Source organism: Cysteiniphilum sp. JM-1 (assembly GCF_008711525.1).
Classification (GTDB): Bacteria; Pseudomonadota; Gammaproteobacteria; order Francisellales; family Francisellaceae; genus Caedibacter.
Genome location: NZ_VXKS01000008.1, coordinates 74,595 through 92,785, shown reverse-complemented (window position 1 = coordinate 92,785; position 18,191 = coordinate 74,595). Strand labels below are relative to the sequence as shown.

Below are 18,191 nucleotides of genomic sequence, written 5' to 3'. Positions count from 1 at the left end.
AGTATAAACCTCAAAAAGAGCGTAATGCTAGCGATTGTTATGATCTAGTGATATTGAGTGGCGCCCAACTTTGACAGGTTGGCATCACCTCAAGTGTGTTGATATTAATATGTTGAGGTAATGATGTCGTGAAATAGACAATCTCAGCAATATCATGTGCAAGCAATGGTTCAGTTTGATCATACACTTGGTTGGCTTTTTGAGCATCTCCCTTAAAACGCACTACGGAAAACTCCGTTTGCGCAAGTCCTGGCTCAATATCAGTGACACGAATATTTTTTCCTTGAAGATCAGAGCGTAACGCTCGTGAAAACTGTTGAACAAACGCTTTGCTGGCACAATAGACATGTCCACCAGGATAGGGCCAATTCGCAGCAATGGAGCCGATGTTAATAATGTGACCACGATTGTTATCAAGCATCAATGGCAATATGCGCTTGGTAACATATAACAGACCATTAATATTGGTATTAATCATCGTTTCAAAATCAAGCTCATCGGCATCTTGAAAAGAGGCTAAGCCCAATGCTAAGCCTGCATTATTAATCAAAATGCCGATATTTTTCATATGCTCAGGTAGTGCACTAATGACTTGATCAATGGCATCCTTATCAGTGACATTCAGCTCGGCAATATGGATGGGAAAGTCTTGATTGAGTGTTTTAGCTAATGCTTGTAAATGACCAAAGCGGCGCGCGGTTAAAATGACTGGGTGACCGTTGGCATTATATTTACGTGCCATTTCAGCACCAAAGCCCGAGCTTGCGCCTGTGATAAACACAACGGGTTTAATGTTGGTAATAGATGATTTAGTAGGTTTGTCATGCATGATGTGTCGACCTTGGTTTGTCGGTGGGTAGAGACAAAGTGTACGAAAAAAAAGTGCAACAATCATCCCTGTTGATCAGCTTTTTTGATACCATAGCGAGAATGAATCATTAGCTTTGTTTAGTCGTATTAATGCAGCTTGATAGTTTAGTAATTTTTAAAAATCGCCCAGCGCGTGTCATTGGGTTTGTTGATAAGAAAGTTGAAATTCAATTAGAAGATGAAAAAACCGTTAAATTACCTGAGAAAAACTTACTGCTGCTGCACGATGGTGGCTTTAAGAAATTTGAGGTGTTAACGACTGATTTAGGTGAGGGTGAGCTCATTGATGCTTGGGGATTGTTGCAAGGTGCTAAAACCAATTATGGTGAATTGAGTGAGCTTATTTATGGTGAGTATAATTGCACAACAGTTTATGGCACGTGGCAAATTGTGCAAAAAGGCCTGCATTTCTTCGCGCATGAAGATGAGATTGGGGTTAATACGCCTGAGGCGGTAGATGACATTATCAAACAAGCACAAGAGAAAGCACAAAAAGCACAAGCATTAGAGACTTTTATCACGCGCTTAAAGGAAAAAACTTATGTCCAAGAGGATGAACCTTTTGTTAAAGAGTTGGCATCATATGCTTTGGGACAAGCGGCAGGCTGTCGTTTTTTTAAATTAATTGATAAGGAAGAAACGCCAGTTAATGCCCATGCATTACTGCTTGATATTGGCTATTGGGATGAATTTGTTAACCCCTATCCCATGCGTTTAGATGCAGCTTTACAAGCCCCTGTTTTTGAGTTGCCTGAAATGCAATCTGAATCGCGTGTTGATTTAACGCATTTAGCAAGTTATGCGATTGATGATGAGGACAGTCACGATCCAGATGATGCATTAAGTTTTGATGAAACAACGCAAAAACTATGGGTGCATGTTGCAGATCCTGCGAGTTTGGTGGGTGTTGATGGTGAGATTGACAAAGAAGCGCGCGCTCGAGGGAGCAATCTTTATCTACCTGAAGGCGTCATTCCAATGTTGCCACATCAGATTACTGAGGACTTGGCACTGGGGCTTCATCCGACATCTCCAGCGTTATCAATTGGCTTTAAGCTGATCGATGGTGAGGTTAAAGATATTGAGATCGTATTATCAACTATCAAGGTAACACGCTTAAGTTACCAAGAAGCCGAGCATAAATTAACTGAGGTACCATTTAATCATTTTGTGCGTTTTTCTAATGAATTTAGCGGCTATCGTCGAATGCATGGTGCTGTTGAGCTGCAGTTTTCAGAGGTGAAGCTCAAATTGCGTGATAAGAAAGTCGATATCATTCCTTTGGCAACATTGCAAAGTCGCAATATCGTGCGCGATGCGATGTTAATGGCAGGTGTGGCAGTTGCCACTTTTGCTGATCAGCATGAGATCCCATTGCCTTTCTCAACACAGCCAGAGCATGATCTGAGTAAAGAAGAGCAAACACCTCAATTGATGTCGGAAATGTTTGCTGTTAGAAGACGCTTACAAAAAGGACAATACAAAAGTAGTGCTGATAGGCATGCAGGCATGGGACTTAATGCCTATGTACAGGCAACTAGTCCATTAAGGCGCTATTTGGATATGGTGGTACATCAGCAGTTAAGACGATTTTTAAAATCTGAAACTTTGTTCTCAGGTGAAGAGATTCTCATGCGTATTGGTGAAAGTGAATCAGGCATTAAAGCTGCGCGCCAAGCAGAAAGCTTTAGTAACAATCACTGGAAATGTGTCTATTTGATGCAAAACCCTAACTGGCAAGGTGAGGCGATAGTGATTGAGAAACAACAAGGCAATCGCGTTACTGTTTTTATTCCCGGTTTATCATTGATCAAGAAATTAACATTGGCGGAGTCTGCAGAGCTAGATACAACGATCACAGTGACCTTAAGCGATGTGAAGCTTGCAACACAGGATATTTATTTTCGGGTTTAAAATATTTTTAGGGTAAGTTCTTTTTTGCCAATAATGCGGCAAATTCTATAAATGGTTTCCAAACTATAGGATGCTTTTGCCTTTAAAATTCGATTGGCTTGAGATTTACTAGTTCCTAGTTTTTCTGCTAAGCCTTCAAGCGTTAAACCTTGCGAATTTTTATACTCCATAACATCACTAGCAAGCTCTTGACGGGCAATAATTGCTTGGCTTTCAATAGTGGTATCTATTTCAATTGCTGAAATTTCTTCTTTTGAAAGGAGTTCTTTTTTTAGGGTTTCGGAATCAATAAAGTCATATTTACTCATTTTAGCCTCCAATTAAATCTTTAAGAATGCGTTTTGCCTTCTCAATATCTTTTGTCTGTGTGTTTTTGTTTCCAGCCCATATGCAGCGGTAAGTTTTGCCATCGAAATAAAAGTAATAGATTCTAGTGCCTGTTGGCGTTCTCAACTCTTTTAAATGTTTGTTACCTTGAATATCTTTTTTATAAGGTAAGCTTAGCTCATGTCCAAACATTCGTAGCAGGTCTATTACTTTGTAGGCTTTTATCAACTCACTTTTGCTAAGTGCTTTAAGGTATTTAACTACCTCAACTTCAAGTTCAACCTTGTATTTATAATTCATTGACTATTTACCAAAATAAACCAAAAGAATTGTAACTTATAATAGTTCCAAAATTGGTACTTTTCAATGTTTTTATGAATGGGTAAATGTGCTATGATCCCATTTGTGAGAAAAATTAAAATAATATGCCTTAGAATATGCAGTCCACTAATTCATTGATAAAAGTTATTAACAATGTACAAACAAAAGATCGTGCGCGATTAATGATGCGTTTCAGCGAGCTTGCCAAAGCGCATCATACGGATAATGATAAATGGCAAAAGTTGCTCACTGACGTGGATCAATCCAAAGAAAAGGTTGCACTGCGTCGCACGAGTATGCCTAAGATTAATTATCCTGATTTACCAGTTAGTCAGCGGGTTGATGAGATTAAAAAAGCCATTTGTGATAACCAAGTGGTGATTATTGCCGGTGAAACTGGCTCGGGAAAATCAACGCAATTACCCAAAATTTGTCTTGATTTAGGCTTAGGTGCCAAAGGGCTTATTGGACACACGCAACCAAGGCGTCTAGCAGCGCGCTCCATTGCCAATCGTTTAAGTGAAGAGACCAATATGCCACTAGGGCAAGGCATAGGTTTTAAGATTCGCTTTAGTGACCAAACCAATGACAATACCTTTATCAAGGTGATGACCGATGGTATTTTATTAGCGGAAATTCAAAATGATAAATATCTTTCGCAATATGAAGTGATTATTATCGATGAGGCGCATGAGCGCAGTTTGAATATTGATTTTCTATTAGGGCATATCCATCAGATATTAAAAAAACGTCCCGATTTAAAGCTTATTATTACTTCAGCAACGATTGATCAGGCGCGTTTTGCTGAGCATTTTAATGCACCAATTATTGAAGTCTCGGGACGAACTTATCCGGTTGAGACTCGTTATCAAGACCCACTAGACTTTGAGGATGAGCTATCACAAGCAGATCAGATTTTGCGCGCTGTGCATAGTCTACATCACGAAAAACCAGGTGATATTTTGGTATTTCTCGCAACGGAGCGCGATATTCATGAAACCGCAGAAGTATTAAGAAAAGCGCAATTAAGACACACCGAAGTACTACCATTATTTGCGCGATTATCCAATGCCGATCAAGATAAGATATTTAATCCTCGCGGCGTTGGCAGGCGCATTATTTTATCAACGAATGTTGCCGAGACTTCATTGACTGTGCCTGGTATTCGCTATGTGATCGATAGTGGTGATGTGCGTATTAGTCGATATAGTTATCGCACTAAAGTGCAACACTTGCCGATTGAGCCAATTTCACAAGCCAGTGCCAATCAAAGAGCGGGGCGTTGTGGACGCGTGGCTGAAGGAATTTGTATTCGACTTTATTCAGAAGAAGACTTTCTATCACGTGCAGCATTTACCGATCCTGAGATTTTGCGTACGAACTTAGCGTCAGTTATTTTACAAATGGAAACCTTAAAGCTTGGTAATATCGAGAAGTTTCCCTTTTTAGAGAAACCTGATTCACGCATGGTTAAAGATGGGTATCGCTTACTGCATGAGATAGGTGCGTTAACTGAACACAGCAAAAAACATCATCTGCAAATCACGCCAATAGGGCGACAAATTGCTAAGTTTCCATTAGATCCACGTTTGGCGAGAATGTTGGTTAGTGGTGCAAAACTTGGTGTTTTGCGCGAGATTCTGATTATTGTCAGTTTTTTAAGTATTCAAGATCCGCGTGAGCGACCGATGCAGTTTCAACAAAAATCAGATGAAATGCATAAACAAGATCACCATCAAGACTCGGATTTTCTGGGAGTGGTTAATCTATGGCAACGTTTTCATGCTGAGACTAAAAGCTTATCTCATCGCTTAACACGTGAGTATTGCAAAAAGAATTTCTTATCTCCTTTGCGAATGCGTGAATGGCGTGAGGTTTATTTTCAGTTATTGAATCTCGCTAAGACCTTTAAATGGACAATCTCAGAAAGTGAATCAAGCTATGCTCAAGTTCATCAAGCATTATTATCGGGATTATTGGGTTATATTGGCTTTAATTATGAGCTTAAGGAATACTTAGGTGCTCGCGGCATGAAGTTTTATATATTTCCCGGCTCATCGCAATTCAAACGCACACCGAAATGGTTATGTGCCGCTGAGATTACCGAAACGACGAAACTCTATGCGCGCATGATCGCTAAAATTGATCCTGCTTGGTTAGAATCTATTGCCGAGCACTTAACCAAAAAGCACTATAGTGAGCCGCATTGGAGCCAAAAGCGTAAAGCAGTGATGGCAAGCTTGCGTATTACACTTTATGGCTTGGATATTGTGGTAAATCGCAAGGTGCAATATAGTGATGTTGATCCACAAGTCTCACGTGAGTTATTTATCCGTCATGCCTTGGTGTACGGTGAATTTGCAACAAATGCTGAGTTTTTCCAAAAGAATTTGAGTCTGTTAGAAGAGGTTGAAGACTTGGAGCATAAGGCGCGTAAACGCGATATTGTTGTTGATGAAGAAACCTTATTTAGCTATTACGATAAATTGATTCCAGTAGATATTAATAATGGTGTGGTATTTGAAAAATGGTATCAATCCTTATCAAAGCTTGAGCGTGAGCAGCTGATCTTTGACAAAAAAAGTCTGATGCAGCATGAAGCACGTGAGGTGACTGATAACGCCTATCCTGATTTCTTTGATTTTGGCGGATTTCAGTTACCGTTGAGTTATCATTTTGATCCCACAGCAAAAGATGATGGCGTAACGATGACCGTGCCATTAGTGCTATTAGATCAAATTGATGCCAATCAATGTGACTGGCTTGTACCTGGACTGCTCGAGGAAAAAATCATTGGTCTTATGCGCGCACTACCTAAGAATATTCGTAAAGCCTGTGTGCCGGTGCCCCATTATGCCAAAGCTGTGATTGAAGCAATTGACATTGATTTAGCTGCCAATTTTTATGATATTCTAGTGCGTCAACTCGTGCGTATTACCGGTATTTCATTTGATTCAAGTGTTTGGCAGGATGCGGCAATTGAGGCGCATTTATATATGAACTATCGTGTGGTTGATTCGCAAAACAAGGTGCTGTCTGAAGGGCGTGATCTAAGCGTGATTCGCGATCAATTGCGTGGTGTTGAACGTCCACAGGTAAGCGTTACTAAAAAGAACAATGATACACTTTTTCAAGCGTGGGATTTTGGTGAGATTGCATTAACGCGTGATGTCACAGAACACGGCATTAAACTAAGTGTTTATCCATGTATTGAGACACGTGAGGATGGTGTGGTACTAACGCAAAAATCAACAGCACTTGAAGCAGAGATATCGACAAGGCTTGCGACACGTAAGCTGTTGATGCTTGCCTGTTCACATATCAATCGCACATTGATCGAGCGCATTGCGCATAATAAAAACTTACATTTATTATTTAGTCTTATCAAAGAGACGAAATGGCAGGATGAGTTAATTGCCAAAGCCTATGATATTGCTTTTGCGATTGAGAAAAAGCCTGTTGTGCGCACGCGCGGGCAGTTTAATGCGATGCATGATTCAGGAAGAGGTCAGTTGGTATCAACGATCGAAAATCTATGCAGTGATATTGAAGCCTTAATGTTAAGCTATCAAAGCTTACATAAATTACTTAATCGCAAGAAATTGCCTTTTGATTTATTAGCACTTTATCAAGAAGTGCGTACTATCGTTGATAGTTTGGTTTATAAAGGCTTTATTGTTAAAACGCCTTATCATTGGTTGCAGCGTATTTCACTCTATCTAGAAGCACTTAGTAATCGCTTGGATAAGGCACCAAGAGCGGCAAAACAGGATCGCCAATATCAAATTGAACAAGAGGAACTCATTCATTTGCTTAAGCAAAAAATGCAACAAAAAGGCGTGATTAACACCCTTGAGATTGATGAGATTCATTGGCTTAGGTATGAGCTATGGATCTCATGGTATAGTCAGGATGTTAAAACCATTGAAACGGTGTCAACAACGCGATTGAAAAAAAGGATTCAAGCGTTGTAATATACTGCACGCAAACGATTTGATTTTACAGAATTTCTACTGTTGAACTTCTCGTGCGCGTGAATGATTGAGTTTTTGCAGCTAAATTCAACGCAACAAACACGTAGCCGGTAGCTTTCTAAATTCTTACAAAAAGTCGGGAATTTCAGTTGGTCTAATATAGTGGTGATAAGAAGAGATCACCTTGCAGTATATAGATGATGAGAAGGGAGGGAGTATACTGCAAGGTAATTTCATGGTCTCAAGGTTACGATCACAGGACATACTGAAAGAGAAGGGAGAGAGAAAAAAGTTTGCTCTGTGATCGTGATCCCCTTGAGTGATGTCAGTATCACAAGCCAATATTAAGATAAGCTTAAGATATCAAAATAATTCTAAAAAAAATTCTCATACTCAAAAAGATCAAAGAAACATGATCTGTATTTGCTTTCTAGCAAGGGCTTTGCTAAAAGATAAGGTACTTAGTTCTAAAAAAACATGTGATAGATTATGCGGACAATTAAGAAATATCTTGCGGTTCCAGTTTTTGTTTTGTTGGCTGCAGGTTTAAGTGTTGCAGACACTACTGCTAAAGCAAATGATCAGGCTAAAGTAGAAGATAATCCGGCAACACAAAGCTGCTCAGCAAAAACCAGTGATTGCAATTTTGGTAGCAACTGGGAGTTGTTTAAACAAAATGTGTCAGATACCGCAAGTTCAGGGACGCAAGTAGCTAAAGATGCTGCCAATAAGGCGGGCGACTATGCGCAGCAGGGCTGGGATAAAACAAAATCAGCAACTGCTGAAGGTTGGCAAAATACTAAAGATGCTAGCAATGATGCTTGGGAGAAAACTAAAAAATTAGCAGCTGAAGGCTGGCAAAACACTAAAGAGGCGGCACAAAAAGGCGCTGAAAAAATAGATAACTATTTTAATGCAAATGAAAATGACAAGAGTAAAGCCCAAGAGCCAACGAATTCAAAAAATCAAGCACAATCACAAGAAAATAATTGATAAAATTATGCTGAACTTGCTGGCAATTCATGCGTGTTGGCGCTATCTTTGAATTATTCAAAGTTGACTTACAAACCCCCACGATACTCGTGGCTATACAATGGAGGACTGCACTATGCAAATTCAAATTACAGGTCGTCATTTAGAAGTTACCCCTGCATTAAAGCAATATGTCGATGAAAAGTTGAGTAAGCTTGACAATCACTTTGACCATATTATTGCTGCACGCGTTATTCTGTCGGTTGAGAAAGGCAAGCAAATGGCTGAGGCCGTGATTAATGTGCCAGGGACTGAGTTTGTGGCTAAGTCAGACTCTCAAGATATGTACGCAACTATTGATATGTTGCAAGATAAGCTAGATGCTCAAGTAAGAAAGCATAAGCAAAAATTAAAAGATCATCGTGCTGAGCGCCCTGAAGCCGAAGCATTAATGGCCGATGACGAAGTAGTGGATATTGACGAGGAACGTTGATAGAATAACGCACCATTTCGTTGAATAATCAACCATAAACCTATGAATTTCTTATCTTCGTTTATTTCTCCACAGCGTGTTATTAACAAAGCAGCCTTGCAAAGTCAAAAGCGCGTTTTCGAGGTATTAAGCCAGTTATTAAAAGATGATGATATCGATATCACTTCGGATACGATTTATCAGAAACTTTTTGAACGTGAGCGTATTGGTAATACTGCTATCGGCAAAGAGGTTGCCGTACCTCACTGCCGAATTGAAGGCTTAACAATGACGCGTTTGGCTGTGTTAACCTTGGAAGAAGCCATTGAATATGGTGAGGAAGATCGTAAAGTTAGTATCATAATTGCCGCAATTTTTCCACAGAACGTCAATGATGTGCATATTAAGTTTATGGCTGAATTAGTGAAGTTTCTGAAGCAGGAAGGCGTGCTTGAGAAAATCAAAGATGCCAATTCAAATGAAGCGCTTTATCAGCTTTTCTTAGGTAATGCTTAACCCTGTTAATAAATTAAGAAAAACAATGCAATATTGGCATGCAAGCTTTGTGACTAATAATATAGGCACAGGATTATTGGTCATTGGTGCGCCAAATGTTGGTAAAACCGAATTATGTGATTATTTAATTAAGTATTTTGATTTTTATCTTGTGGCAGATGACTTGGTGAGAGTCGCTCAAATAAATGATATTTACCAAGGAATCTTATGTAATGAACAATATTTTGGTGTTATGCATCATAAAAAGAAAGGTTTTATTCAAGTTGAAAAAGCACTAGATCAGGCTGTCATTAGCCATGTGATCTATTTATATCGTCAAGAGAAAGATCCAAAATATATTAACAAAGCACAAACCCTAGCTTTACCTTTGATTGAAATGGATGTCTTTAATAAAGCTTGGCATGAGTGTGCTAAGCAGTTGCAAAATAAATTAGGGTAAATACGAAAGCTTTGGTAAACTGAGCAAATTATGATGAGTGGAAATGGTAAAAATTGCGTGAATAGTGCATCCAAATCGGTTGTGCTCTTGGCTGGTGTTTCTGGTGCTGGCAAGTCAACTGTTTTGAGTATATTGGAAGATCAGGGCTTTTTCTGTATTGAAAATCTGCCTTTATTTTTATTGGAAGAAACGCTTGCGTATGTTTTAAGCAATCCGCAATACAAACAAAATATTGTCGTTTCATTGGCACCTCATTCATTTTTAGGCAATGATACGTATGATGTTAAACGCTTACAGGAAAAGTATCGTGTGCATCTTGCCTACTGGTATATCGAAGCCAGTAGAAATGTACTGATAAAACGCTATGATGAAACACGTAGACGTCATCCTTTTTCTGATAAAACAACAACGCTAGAACATGCAATTGATAGAGAGTTTACGATTTTGGAAAGCTATGCGAGTATTGCTGACTATACGTTGGATACAACCAACTTAAGTTTACAAGAGCTCAGAGAAATCGTCTGTCAAAAACTCCTAGGGAAAGATCAATTATCCAGTCAACTTAAGATTTTCTCCTTTGGCTTTAAATATGGGATGCCACAAAAGGCCGATTATCTTTTTGATGTCAGGAGTCTGCCTAACCCCTATTGGGATAAACGTTTACGCCTGCAAACAGGGCTTGATTTTGATGTGATTGAATATTTGCAAAAGCAGCCACAAGTGTTAGAGATGATAATTGATATCAGCAAGTTTGTTTTGAAGTGGTGTGAGCTACAACAGCAGCAAGGCAAAAGCTATATTGATATCGCCGTTGGTTGCACAGGAGGTCAACATCGATCAGTATATATTGTTGAGCAGTTGGCTGATCAATTAAGAGCAAGTTTCAATAATGTGATTGTGAGTCATAGGGAGTTAAAAGGATGATTGGAGTTGTACTGATTACGCATGGTCGCATTGGGCAGTCCATGCTTGAAGTAGCGACGCGTTTGGTTGAGATTCAAAAAGACTATATCCAAGTAGTATCTTCCTGCTCATATGATCAGCCGGAATTGTTGGTTCGTGTTGAAAACGCATTCAAAAGCATGCCTGATTGTGATGGCTTTTTGGTATTGACTGATCTTTTTGGGGCAACGCCAACGAATGTGACACAATCATTTATGCGTGCATATAATCTAGCCGTTATTACAGGGCTTAATATGCCGATGCTTTTAAAGGCATTGACATATCATAAGCAGGCGCTATCTTTAGATGAGCTTGCAGGAAGAGTTTATGATGCATCAAAGGCATGCATCGTATTAGAAGAAGGTGATAAGTGAAAGAAACACAAATGAAAGAGATTGATTTGGTATTGATTAATCAATTAGGGTTACATGCGCGAGCAGCCTCAAAGTTGGTTAATTTAGCGCTTCGTTTTGGTAGTGAAATCGAAGTCGAAGTTGTAAAAACTGGTGTTAAGGCAAATTGCAAAAGTATTATGGGATTGATGATGCTTGGAGCTAGTTGTGGCACATCTATTCGTTTAACTGCGGAAGGTGATGATCAAGAAGAGGCACTAGATGCCATCAGAGTGCTAATTCAGGATCGATTTGGCGAAGAAAGTTGAAAATTAATAAAAATCTTAAGCTTGACTTAAGTTTACATTTTTAGAATGTGTCACATTATTGAGTTTTTATAAACCTAGACAAAAGAGGAACAAGTCATGGCAAATCAGTACACAGGAAGTTTTGAACACATTATTCAGCAGAAATACAACTGCAGTGCAAGAGAAGTATTAGAGCGTTGCGCAGATGAGGGGATGACCTATCAAGATGCTGAGAAGATGCTTGGATTTAAGCATGGTACGATTCGTAAATGGGCAAACCGCTTTGATATTAAGTTAAAATCGGGCATTGTTGAGAAAACAGTTAAGCGCGATAGTTTTATGAAGATGTTTAAGCAAAAAGGCTTAAATAAGTATAATGTCTTAAGCCGCTGCTGGGGTGTTAAAAAGCGTAAGCTGGCATTTATCTCAACAAATGGTTAATTAAGCGAATTAATAAAGCAGCATATACCACGCATAAGTCACCATAAATACAGTAATTACTAATAATAACAGTCCTAGAAAAATATCTGGGACGCGTGTTTTGTAGCCGATTGTTTCAACGGCAGTAATATTTTTTCGATTCATTGCAAAGCGAATTGACGAAATAATGATGATTACAACCGCTATGATCATGATTAAAATGCCAATGATTTCAGCGGATTGTGACATCATGTTACTTGCTCTTACACCAACCCCTTTGGCCATAATTCGTAAGAAGATATCAAACTTCTCAATTAAAAAACCAAATGCCATCAGTGCAATGGCAGTCCTAACCCAAGATAAATACGTACGTTCATTCGCAGCGTGATCATTGAAGTGCTCTATCATACTAATCCTTAGCTTATTTTTTACATTCAACTTAGTCTGAGTCTAGACGATATTATTGTTGTTTTCCCTGATATTTATTGCATTACTTGTTTGACAATTTATGATTGGCAATTGTTCGTTACAAGAATATAGGAAGTTATGATGCATAAATCAAAGAAAGTAGCAGTGTTATTAGCAGGGTGTGGTGTTTATGATGGCAGTGAAATTTATGAAGCGGTGTTGACATTATTATCTTTATCAAAACGTGGTATTGAATATGAGGTAGTTGCGCCAAATATTATGCAGCATCATGTGGTCAACCATCTAACAGGTGATGAAGAGGCTCAATCACGCAATGTATTGGTTGAGGCAGCACGTATTGCGCGCGGTGAGATAAAGGATCTATCTTTAGTCAATGCAGATGACTGTGCGGCATTGATTATCCCAGGTGGCTTTGGTGCGGCTAAAAATCTATGTGATTTTGCCTTTAAGCAAGATAGCAGTTTTGTCGTTGAGCCAATTGTTTCAGCATTTATTAACAAGTTTAAAAATGCACAAAAGCCTGTTGGCTTTATCTGTATTGCTCCTGTTATTGCCGCAGCAATATATCCTAATGTGGCGTTAACGATTGGTAATGATCAAGCAACGGCTGATATCGTTGAGCATAAAGGCGCTAAACACGTTAATAAATGTGTTACCGAGGTTTGTATTGATCAAGGAAATAAAGTGGTAAGTACACCTGCGTATATGCTAGGTCAAAGCATTGCAGAAGTTGCATCAGGAATAGATCACTTAGTTGAAGCGGTTGTGTCTTTGATTACAGATCGTGTTGTTTGCGCATCAGCAGATGTTAAATAAAATCGCTTAACGCGTGGATTAATCGCGGTAAGCATGGCATAACTTGAGGTGCCTATGTGTTTGGCAACATCATCAACTAATAAATCATGGTTGCCAAATAAAGTGACATTATCACCAATATGAATATCTTTATTCATGCCAATATCAATTGCCATAAGATCCATCGAGACTTTGCCGGCTGTTGGATAAAGCTTGCCATTGATTGCTACCTTAGTACCGTTAGGAGCAGCTTGTGGATAACCGTCACCATAACCAATTGTCACAATGGCGATTTGGGTTTTTACTTTGGCAATATATTGGCGGTTATAACCAACAGAGTCCCCCGCATCAATGGATTGAATTGCAACAACATGACTATGCAGTGTCATCACAGGCTTAAGTGTGCACCTTAATAATGGATGTGCGGCAGCACATGCACCATAAAGCGCTAAACCAATGCGAATGGTGTTGGTATTGAAGTCATTATTATTTAAGAGCGAGGCAGCTGAGTTAAAGGCACTGATATGCGTAAATGATTTATCTTTGATTAATGCTTGAAAGCGTTGTAGTTGCTTTAATGTAAAAGATTGATCGCAAGATTCTGATTCAGCTAAGTGGGTTAGTGCGTTGATAGATTTACAATATGATTGTGCTTGAGTGTAAAGCGCTTCAAACTCATCTTCTGATAACCCCAAGCGGTTCATTCCTGTGTTAACTTTAAGCCATATCTCAGCGTGCTTACTTTGAAAGTAATCATCAAGTAGTTCGTATTGATAGGCGCTATGGATAATTGGAATAAGTCTGTAGTCAATGAGTGTTTGCACCATGTCTTTGGAGAAAAAGCCTGAAAAAACAATGACCTTGGTTTTTTCAATCCCTGCCAAAATAAGCTCAATACCTTCCTCAACACTGGCAACGCCAAAATAATTGCATAAACCATCTAATGCCTTGGCAATTTCAACCGCTCCATGACCATAGGCATTTGCTTTGAGCATAATAATCATGGATTTATTTGCATGCAATGCACGGATATTGGCAAGATTAGCCAAAAGATGAGAAATATTAATATTCGCAAAGGCACGTAAATTGTGATGTCTTGCTGTCATGGCGATAATGTTAAAGGCTGTTAAATCAATTGATTGGACTAGGATAACGCCTTTTGCTCTAAGCACAAGCGCTTATTCGCTAAAAGAAAGTTTTGTAATGTTTTTAATCCTGATTCTGTTAAATAAGCCTCAGGGTGATATTGGATGCCATAAATAGGCAAGTGCTTATGCGCAAATGCCATCAGTTCATTATCCATCGTCAGCGCGATTGGTTGTAAGTCATTAGTTAAGCTGTCTATATCAACAATCAGTGAGTGATAACGGGTCACTGTCAAAGGTGATTGTAGTCCTTGGTAGAGTGAGTGGTTGGTAAAATGAATTAAACTGCATTGTCCATGCATAATATTGGCTGCATGAATAACTTTGGCGCCAAAGTACTGCGCTAATAACTGATGACCAAGACAAATACCTAAAATAGGTATATTACTGTCAATGATGCGTTTGATTTGAGGGTATAAATGCGTTAATTCATCAGGATGCCCAGGACCTGGTCCTATAATTACTGCAGTAAATTGGCTATAGTCAATCGATTGATCAAGCTGATCTGATTTGAATGAGATGATTTCTTCACCCAATTGGGCAAAATAATCCATCAAAATATGGGCAAATGAATCATAATGGTCAATAAACAGTAACATCTTAATTTTTATACTTCTTGCATGGTTGTTTGTGCGCTTAAAAAGCACGGTATTTTACCTCGAACATCATTCATAAGGTAAATGTTTTTGCTTGATTTTAGTTCGTCTATAGAGATCGAGCGCTCATGAATTTGCCCAGATTGAAGTAGTTTAGCGCGCGCAATGCCAGGCAATAAACCATCACTAATAGGTGGTGTATATAAAACACCGTCGATTTCCATGACAATATTATAAAAACGTGCTTCAGTCAGGTGATCTTGTTCATTGAAGAAAATAAGCTCGCAATTTGGCTTATCTGCGATATATTGGCTGTGTTTCTGCGTATAAAAGCCACGTGTGCTGTGATCATCGGTTTTATGCTGCCATAGTGGGTTATTTGAGTCTATTTGCTCAGGGCAAACAATCAGTTCAATATGATCAACTGTCAGTGATTGCTCAAGTTGTTGATGCGTAATCGTAAAAAGCCCTTGGTAATTCACAGCAACTCGAAGTTTATATTGTTCACTGTTTGCCGTGATAAGTGTTTCACAATATTGCAATAATGTATGTCTTAACTGAGCTATATCCAAAGTAAAGTGTAAAACAGATGCTGAATTTAATAAACGCTCAAGATGTAAGTCACACGATGTAAGCCCATTTTTATCATAAAGCATGCTTTCAATCAGTTGAAACTGAGGGTGATACAGGCGTTTGATAAATTGAATTTTGGTGGTCATTTCTTGCCATTCATCATCTTGTGTAGACTGAATGGTAAAACCGCCACCAACACCGCAATGCCATAGCTCATTATTTTGTTGGGTCAATGTGCGAATAGCAACACTAAAGCACATATCATTATTTGGCATAATATAGCCGATACAACCTGTGTATACACCTCGCGGGGGTTCAAGTTGCTGAATGATTTCCATCGTGCGTTTCTTGGGTGCGCCAGTAATCGAACCACAAGGAAATAAATGCTCAATAATATCGGCAAAAGGAATGTTGTTATCCACTTTTCCGGAAATCGTTGAAGTCATTTGATAAACGCTTTTATAGGTTTCAATCGCAAAGGGCTTGGTGACTTCAATTGATCCGGTATGGCAAATACGAGCAAGATCATTACGCAATAGATCAACGATAATTAAATTCTCTGCTTTGTTTTTTGGGTCTGTTCGTAAAAACTCATAGGATTGTAGATCATCATTGGGATCATCAAAACGTTTGCTGGTGCCTTTCATCGGGTTTACTGTTATGGTGTCACCTTGCTTTTTAAAAAATAACTCAGGTGAAAACGATAAAACAGTCATTGGCTTAAATGGTAGAAAAGCACTGTAGCTCACCGGTTGTTGCGCTTTTAGTTGCGTGTAAAGCTCATAAGGAGCTAAGCTGGATCGCAGCTTAACGCGCTTGGTATAGTTGATCTGATAGCTTTCACCATCGGTTAATGCTTGTTGTACGCGCTTGAAGTCTTTGACATATTGCAATTGAGAGAGTGGGTCATAAATAAGGTCTATTGCTGGGCTTTTAACAGTGGTTGTCTCAGTTTGAAATAGATCCGGTGAATATTGCTCAAAGGCAACAAAATGTAAAAGTGGTGTGATGTCATCTGTAAGATTTGTTTGTATGGAAGCAAAGTCAGGGTTTAGATAATATGCCGCTTCATAGCTGATAAAACCAACAAGATATAAGCCTTGTTGTTGTAAGTCTGCTAAACTCGCAAATGCAGATTTTAGCATCTTAGGATCAGAGCATAGGACTTCACTATGTGGTTTGCTAAAATAAAAGCTCTTGTCACTACTGTCTAAGGTGTTTTCAAGATAGGCAAATGGTGGTAGATGATTGTTAGGCATTGTTGATCTCTGTTTTTAAGCGGAAGCGGTCAATTTTACCGGTGATATTAAGGGGTAGTTGCTGGTATAAATAAAGCTGATCAATATGTTTATACGTGGCAAGACAAGGCGTGAGAAAGGTGTTAATTGCTTCTAAAGTGAGTGATTGATTATCTTTGGTAGCAATACAAGCGCAAACAAGCTCACCCCAAATATCATCTTTCTTGCCAATAATTGCAACTTGCCCAATTTCAGGCATTTGAGAAAGATAATGCTCAAGCTCTAAAGGGGCAATTTTAGATCCGCCTTTGACAATGATATCTTTAATGCGCCCAAGAAAGTATAGATGATGTGTATCATCAATATAGCCATAGTCGCCCGTGGCTAACCATTGTCCTTGGTGAGAGATCGGCTGCATCGGTGCTTTGATATATAGCTCTCCAATGTGCTTATTATCATCGTTAACATGCTTAAGATGATCGTGTTCAATCGCTTCAATTTTTATCTTAATATCATCAAAAATTTTGATTTTATTGTAAACGCTAGACGCTGTAAGGTTTTGTGCATAACCATAAACTTCGGTCATCCCAAGACCGTTAAGCAGAGGTGTGTTAAAGGTTTCTTTGATCAGATGTATTAAAGATTCACTGGGCTGATCACCGGCAACGCTTAAATGTCTAAGCTTATGGTTTATTGGCGTTTTGTGGGCTTCAAGTGCTAACTGGTAATACATTGTTGGTAAGAGTGCCAATGCCGTAATCTGATATTGATCAATCAATTTGAGTGAGGTCGTTGCGTCAAAGCTAGGTGCTAGTACCATACAATTGCCTAGAGCTATGTTTGGTAATAGCTGATAGGAAAAGGCGTAGGCATGGTTAAATGAAAGATGCACAAGGGATATATCACCTTTATTAAGACCATAATCAAATTGACGTGCATAGGCATAAGCTAGAATTTGCTGCGTGTAATGTCCATGAAAGTTATAATGCCCACCCGTGCCAGAGCTTATATGATAAGTGATCCCTTCGCTTTGGGATTGAGGTAAATCTGTAGTCTCAGTGCTGGAGGCTTTCTTTAAGCGCTTTAAATAATCTAAAGCATTATCAATGATAATAAGTTCAATCTGCTTAGTTTGGCAATAATGATTAAGTGCGTCAGAGTATTGCTTTGGTTCTATCATTAACAGATCCGGCTTGGCTCTTTTAACAAGCTCAAGTAACTCATTGGCAATAAAGCGTGGGTTAACTGGTATGCAATGAACTCCTTGATGCCAACTTGCGAAAAAAAGCCCAACAGAAAGCGGTGAGTTATGTATTGCGAACATGACTTTAGTTGTGTTGTTTTCTTTTAACCAATGGGCAATGCTAAAATTGTAATCATGCATATCAGCATAGCTAAACAGGCGCTCTTGATAGATAAACATTGGGGTGTCATCTAAGCGTTTTAGATACGCTAGAAAGTGATCAACGGTTTGAATGTCTAAAGGTGTTAGCATATTAGCTTCTTTATTTATGCATAAAGCGATAGGGTGGTATTTTAGGATAAAGGTCAGCTTAAAACAATTGAATCTTTAGTACATGCCTTGCTATGTAAAATAAGTTGCATCAG

Annotated in this window: 19 protein-coding genes; 11 read left to right on the top strand and 8 right to left on the bottom strand. The window is 38.9% G+C overall.

The genetic code is table 11. The features are described from left to right. Positions 1 to 37 precede the first annotated feature (37 nt). Complete coding sequence (locus tag F3D68_RS05385) at positions 38 to 829, bottom strand: SDR family NAD(P)-dependent oxidoreductase (protein WP_151193417.1); 792 nt, start codon at positions 827 to 829, stop codon at positions 38 to 40. A gap of 131 nt (positions 830 to 960) precedes the next feature. Here F3D68_RS05385 and F3D68_RS05380 point away from each other — a divergent pair, with 131 nt between their 5' ends. Beyond that, entirely contained in the window at positions 961 to 2,784 is a 1,824-nt protein-coding gene (locus F3D68_RS05380; protein ID WP_151193416.1) for an RNB domain-containing ribonuclease, read from the top strand. Here F3D68_RS05380 and F3D68_RS05375 read toward each other — a convergent pair. Both F3D68_RS05375 and F3D68_RS05370 read right to left on the bottom strand, forming a co-directional pair. Then, positions 2,781 to 3,092 carry a helix-turn-helix domain-containing protein gene (locus F3D68_RS05375; protein WP_151193415.1) on the bottom strand — a complete coding sequence of 104 codons (312 nt, stop codon included), beginning with the start codon at positions 3,090 to 3,092 and terminating at the stop codon, positions 2,781 to 2,783. The two genes, F3D68_RS05380 and F3D68_RS05375, sit on opposite strands and share 4 nt — an antisense overlap. A gap of 1 nt (position 3,093) precedes the next feature. Then, positions 3,094 to 3,411 (bottom strand): type II toxin-antitoxin system RelE/ParE family toxin, encoded by a 318-nt coding sequence (locus F3D68_RS05370; RefSeq protein ID WP_151193414.1) that lies wholly within the window; start codon positions 3,409 to 3,411, stop codon positions 3,094 to 3,096. Between the two features lie 137 nt (positions 3,412 to 3,548). Between F3D68_RS05370 and hrpA the strand changes: the two genes are divergently transcribed. The 9 genes from hrpA to F3D68_RS05325 all read left to right on the top strand — a co-directional run bounded on the left by hrpA (position 3,549) and on the right by F3D68_RS05325 (position 11,828). Continuing rightward, positions 3,549 to 7,406, top strand: a complete 3,858-nt coding sequence (hrpA, locus tag F3D68_RS05365) for an ATP-dependent RNA helicase HrpA (protein ID WP_151193413.1) — start codon at positions 3,549 to 3,551, stop codon at positions 7,404 to 7,406. Positions 7,407 to 7,895: 489 nt separating this feature from the next. Further along, positions 7,896 to 8,399, top strand: a complete 504-nt coding sequence (locus tag F3D68_RS05360; RefSeq protein WP_151193412.1) for a hypothetical protein — start codon at positions 7,896 to 7,898, stop codon at positions 8,397 to 8,399. A gap of 115 nt (positions 8,400 to 8,514) precedes the next feature. Next, positions 8,515 to 8,871 (top strand): ribosome hibernation-promoting factor, HPF/YfiA family, encoded by a 357-nt coding sequence (gene hpf, locus F3D68_RS05355; protein ID WP_117002939.1) that lies wholly within the window; start codon positions 8,515 to 8,517, stop codon positions 8,869 to 8,871. Between the two features lie 42 nt (positions 8,872 to 8,913). Continuing rightward, complete coding sequence (locus F3D68_RS05350; RefSeq protein WP_117002940.1) at positions 8,914 to 9,366, top strand: PTS sugar transporter subunit IIA; 453 nt, start codon at positions 8,914 to 8,916, stop codon at positions 9,364 to 9,366. Between the two features lie 25 nt (positions 9,367 to 9,391). Next, a complete protein-coding gene (locus tag F3D68_RS05345; protein ID WP_151193411.1) occupies positions 9,392 to 9,805 on the top strand; it encodes a hypothetical protein in 414 nt (137 codons plus the stop codon). Between the two features lie 57 nt (positions 9,806 to 9,862). Then, the gene (gene rapZ, locus F3D68_RS05340; protein WP_191092712.1) at positions 9,863 to 10,729 is read left to right on the top strand and encodes an RNase adapter RapZ; all 867 of its coding nucleotides are present in this window, start codon (positions 9,863 to 9,865) and stop codon (positions 10,727 to 10,729) included. Next, positions 10,726 to 11,121, top strand: coding sequence for a PTS sugar transporter subunit IIA (locus F3D68_RS05335; RefSeq protein WP_117002943.1), 396 nt, complete (start codon positions 10,726 to 10,728; stop codon positions 11,119 to 11,121). Before rapZ ends, F3D68_RS05335 begins: the two co-directional genes overlap by 4 nt. Continuing rightward, a complete protein-coding gene (locus tag F3D68_RS05330; protein ID WP_224728247.1) occupies positions 11,118 to 11,408 on the top strand; it encodes an HPr family phosphocarrier protein in 291 nt (96 codons plus the stop codon). The genes F3D68_RS05335 and F3D68_RS05330 overlap by 4 nt, the downstream gene beginning before the upstream one ends. Positions 11,409 to 11,504: 96 nt before the next feature. Beyond that, complete coding sequence (locus F3D68_RS05325) at positions 11,505 to 11,828, top strand: hypothetical protein (protein WP_117002944.1); 324 nt, start codon at positions 11,505 to 11,507, stop codon at positions 11,826 to 11,828. Positions 11,829 to 11,837: 9 nt separating this feature from the next. Here F3D68_RS05325 and F3D68_RS05320 read toward each other — a convergent pair whose 3' ends face one another. Then, the gene (locus F3D68_RS05320) at positions 11,838 to 12,215 is read right to left on the bottom strand and encodes a YidH family protein (protein WP_151193409.1); all 378 of its coding nucleotides are present in this window, start codon (positions 12,213 to 12,215) and stop codon (positions 11,838 to 11,840) included. A 141-nt stretch (positions 12,216 to 12,356) separates the two neighbouring features. Between F3D68_RS05320 and elbB the strand changes: the two genes are divergently transcribed. After that, entirely contained in the window at positions 12,357 to 13,052 is a 696-nt protein-coding gene (gene elbB / locus F3D68_RS05315; RefSeq protein WP_151193441.1) for an isoprenoid biosynthesis glyoxalase ElbB, read from the top strand. Here elbB and alr read toward each other — a convergent pair. The 4 genes from alr to F3D68_RS05295 are packed head-to-tail and all read right to left on the bottom strand — an operon-like array spanning position 12,983 to position 18,078. After that, complete coding sequence (gene alr, locus F3D68_RS05310) at positions 12,983 to 14,203, bottom strand: alanine racemase (RefSeq protein ID WP_151193408.1); 1,221 nt, start codon at positions 14,201 to 14,203, stop codon at positions 12,983 to 12,985. The genes elbB and alr overlap by 70 nt on opposite strands. Beyond that, complete coding sequence (locus tag F3D68_RS05305) at positions 14,176 to 14,775, bottom strand: anthranilate synthase component II (protein WP_151193407.1); 600 nt, start codon at positions 14,773 to 14,775, stop codon at positions 14,176 to 14,178. Before F3D68_RS05305 ends, alr begins: the two co-directional genes overlap by 28 nt. Positions 14,776 to 14,783: 8 nt before the next feature. After that, positions 14,784 to 16,604: an aminodeoxychorismate synthase component I gene (gene pabB / locus F3D68_RS05300; RefSeq protein ID WP_151193406.1), complete on the bottom strand. Its 1,821-nt coding sequence runs from the start codon at positions 16,602 to 16,604 to the stop codon at positions 14,784 to 14,786. Beyond that, positions 16,597 to 18,078, bottom strand: a complete 1,482-nt coding sequence (locus tag F3D68_RS05295; protein ID WP_151193405.1) for a class I adenylate-forming enzyme family protein — start codon at positions 18,076 to 18,078, stop codon at positions 16,597 to 16,599. The genes pabB and F3D68_RS05295 overlap by 8 nt, the downstream gene beginning before the upstream one ends. Positions 18,079 to 18,191: the final 113 nt, after the last annotated feature.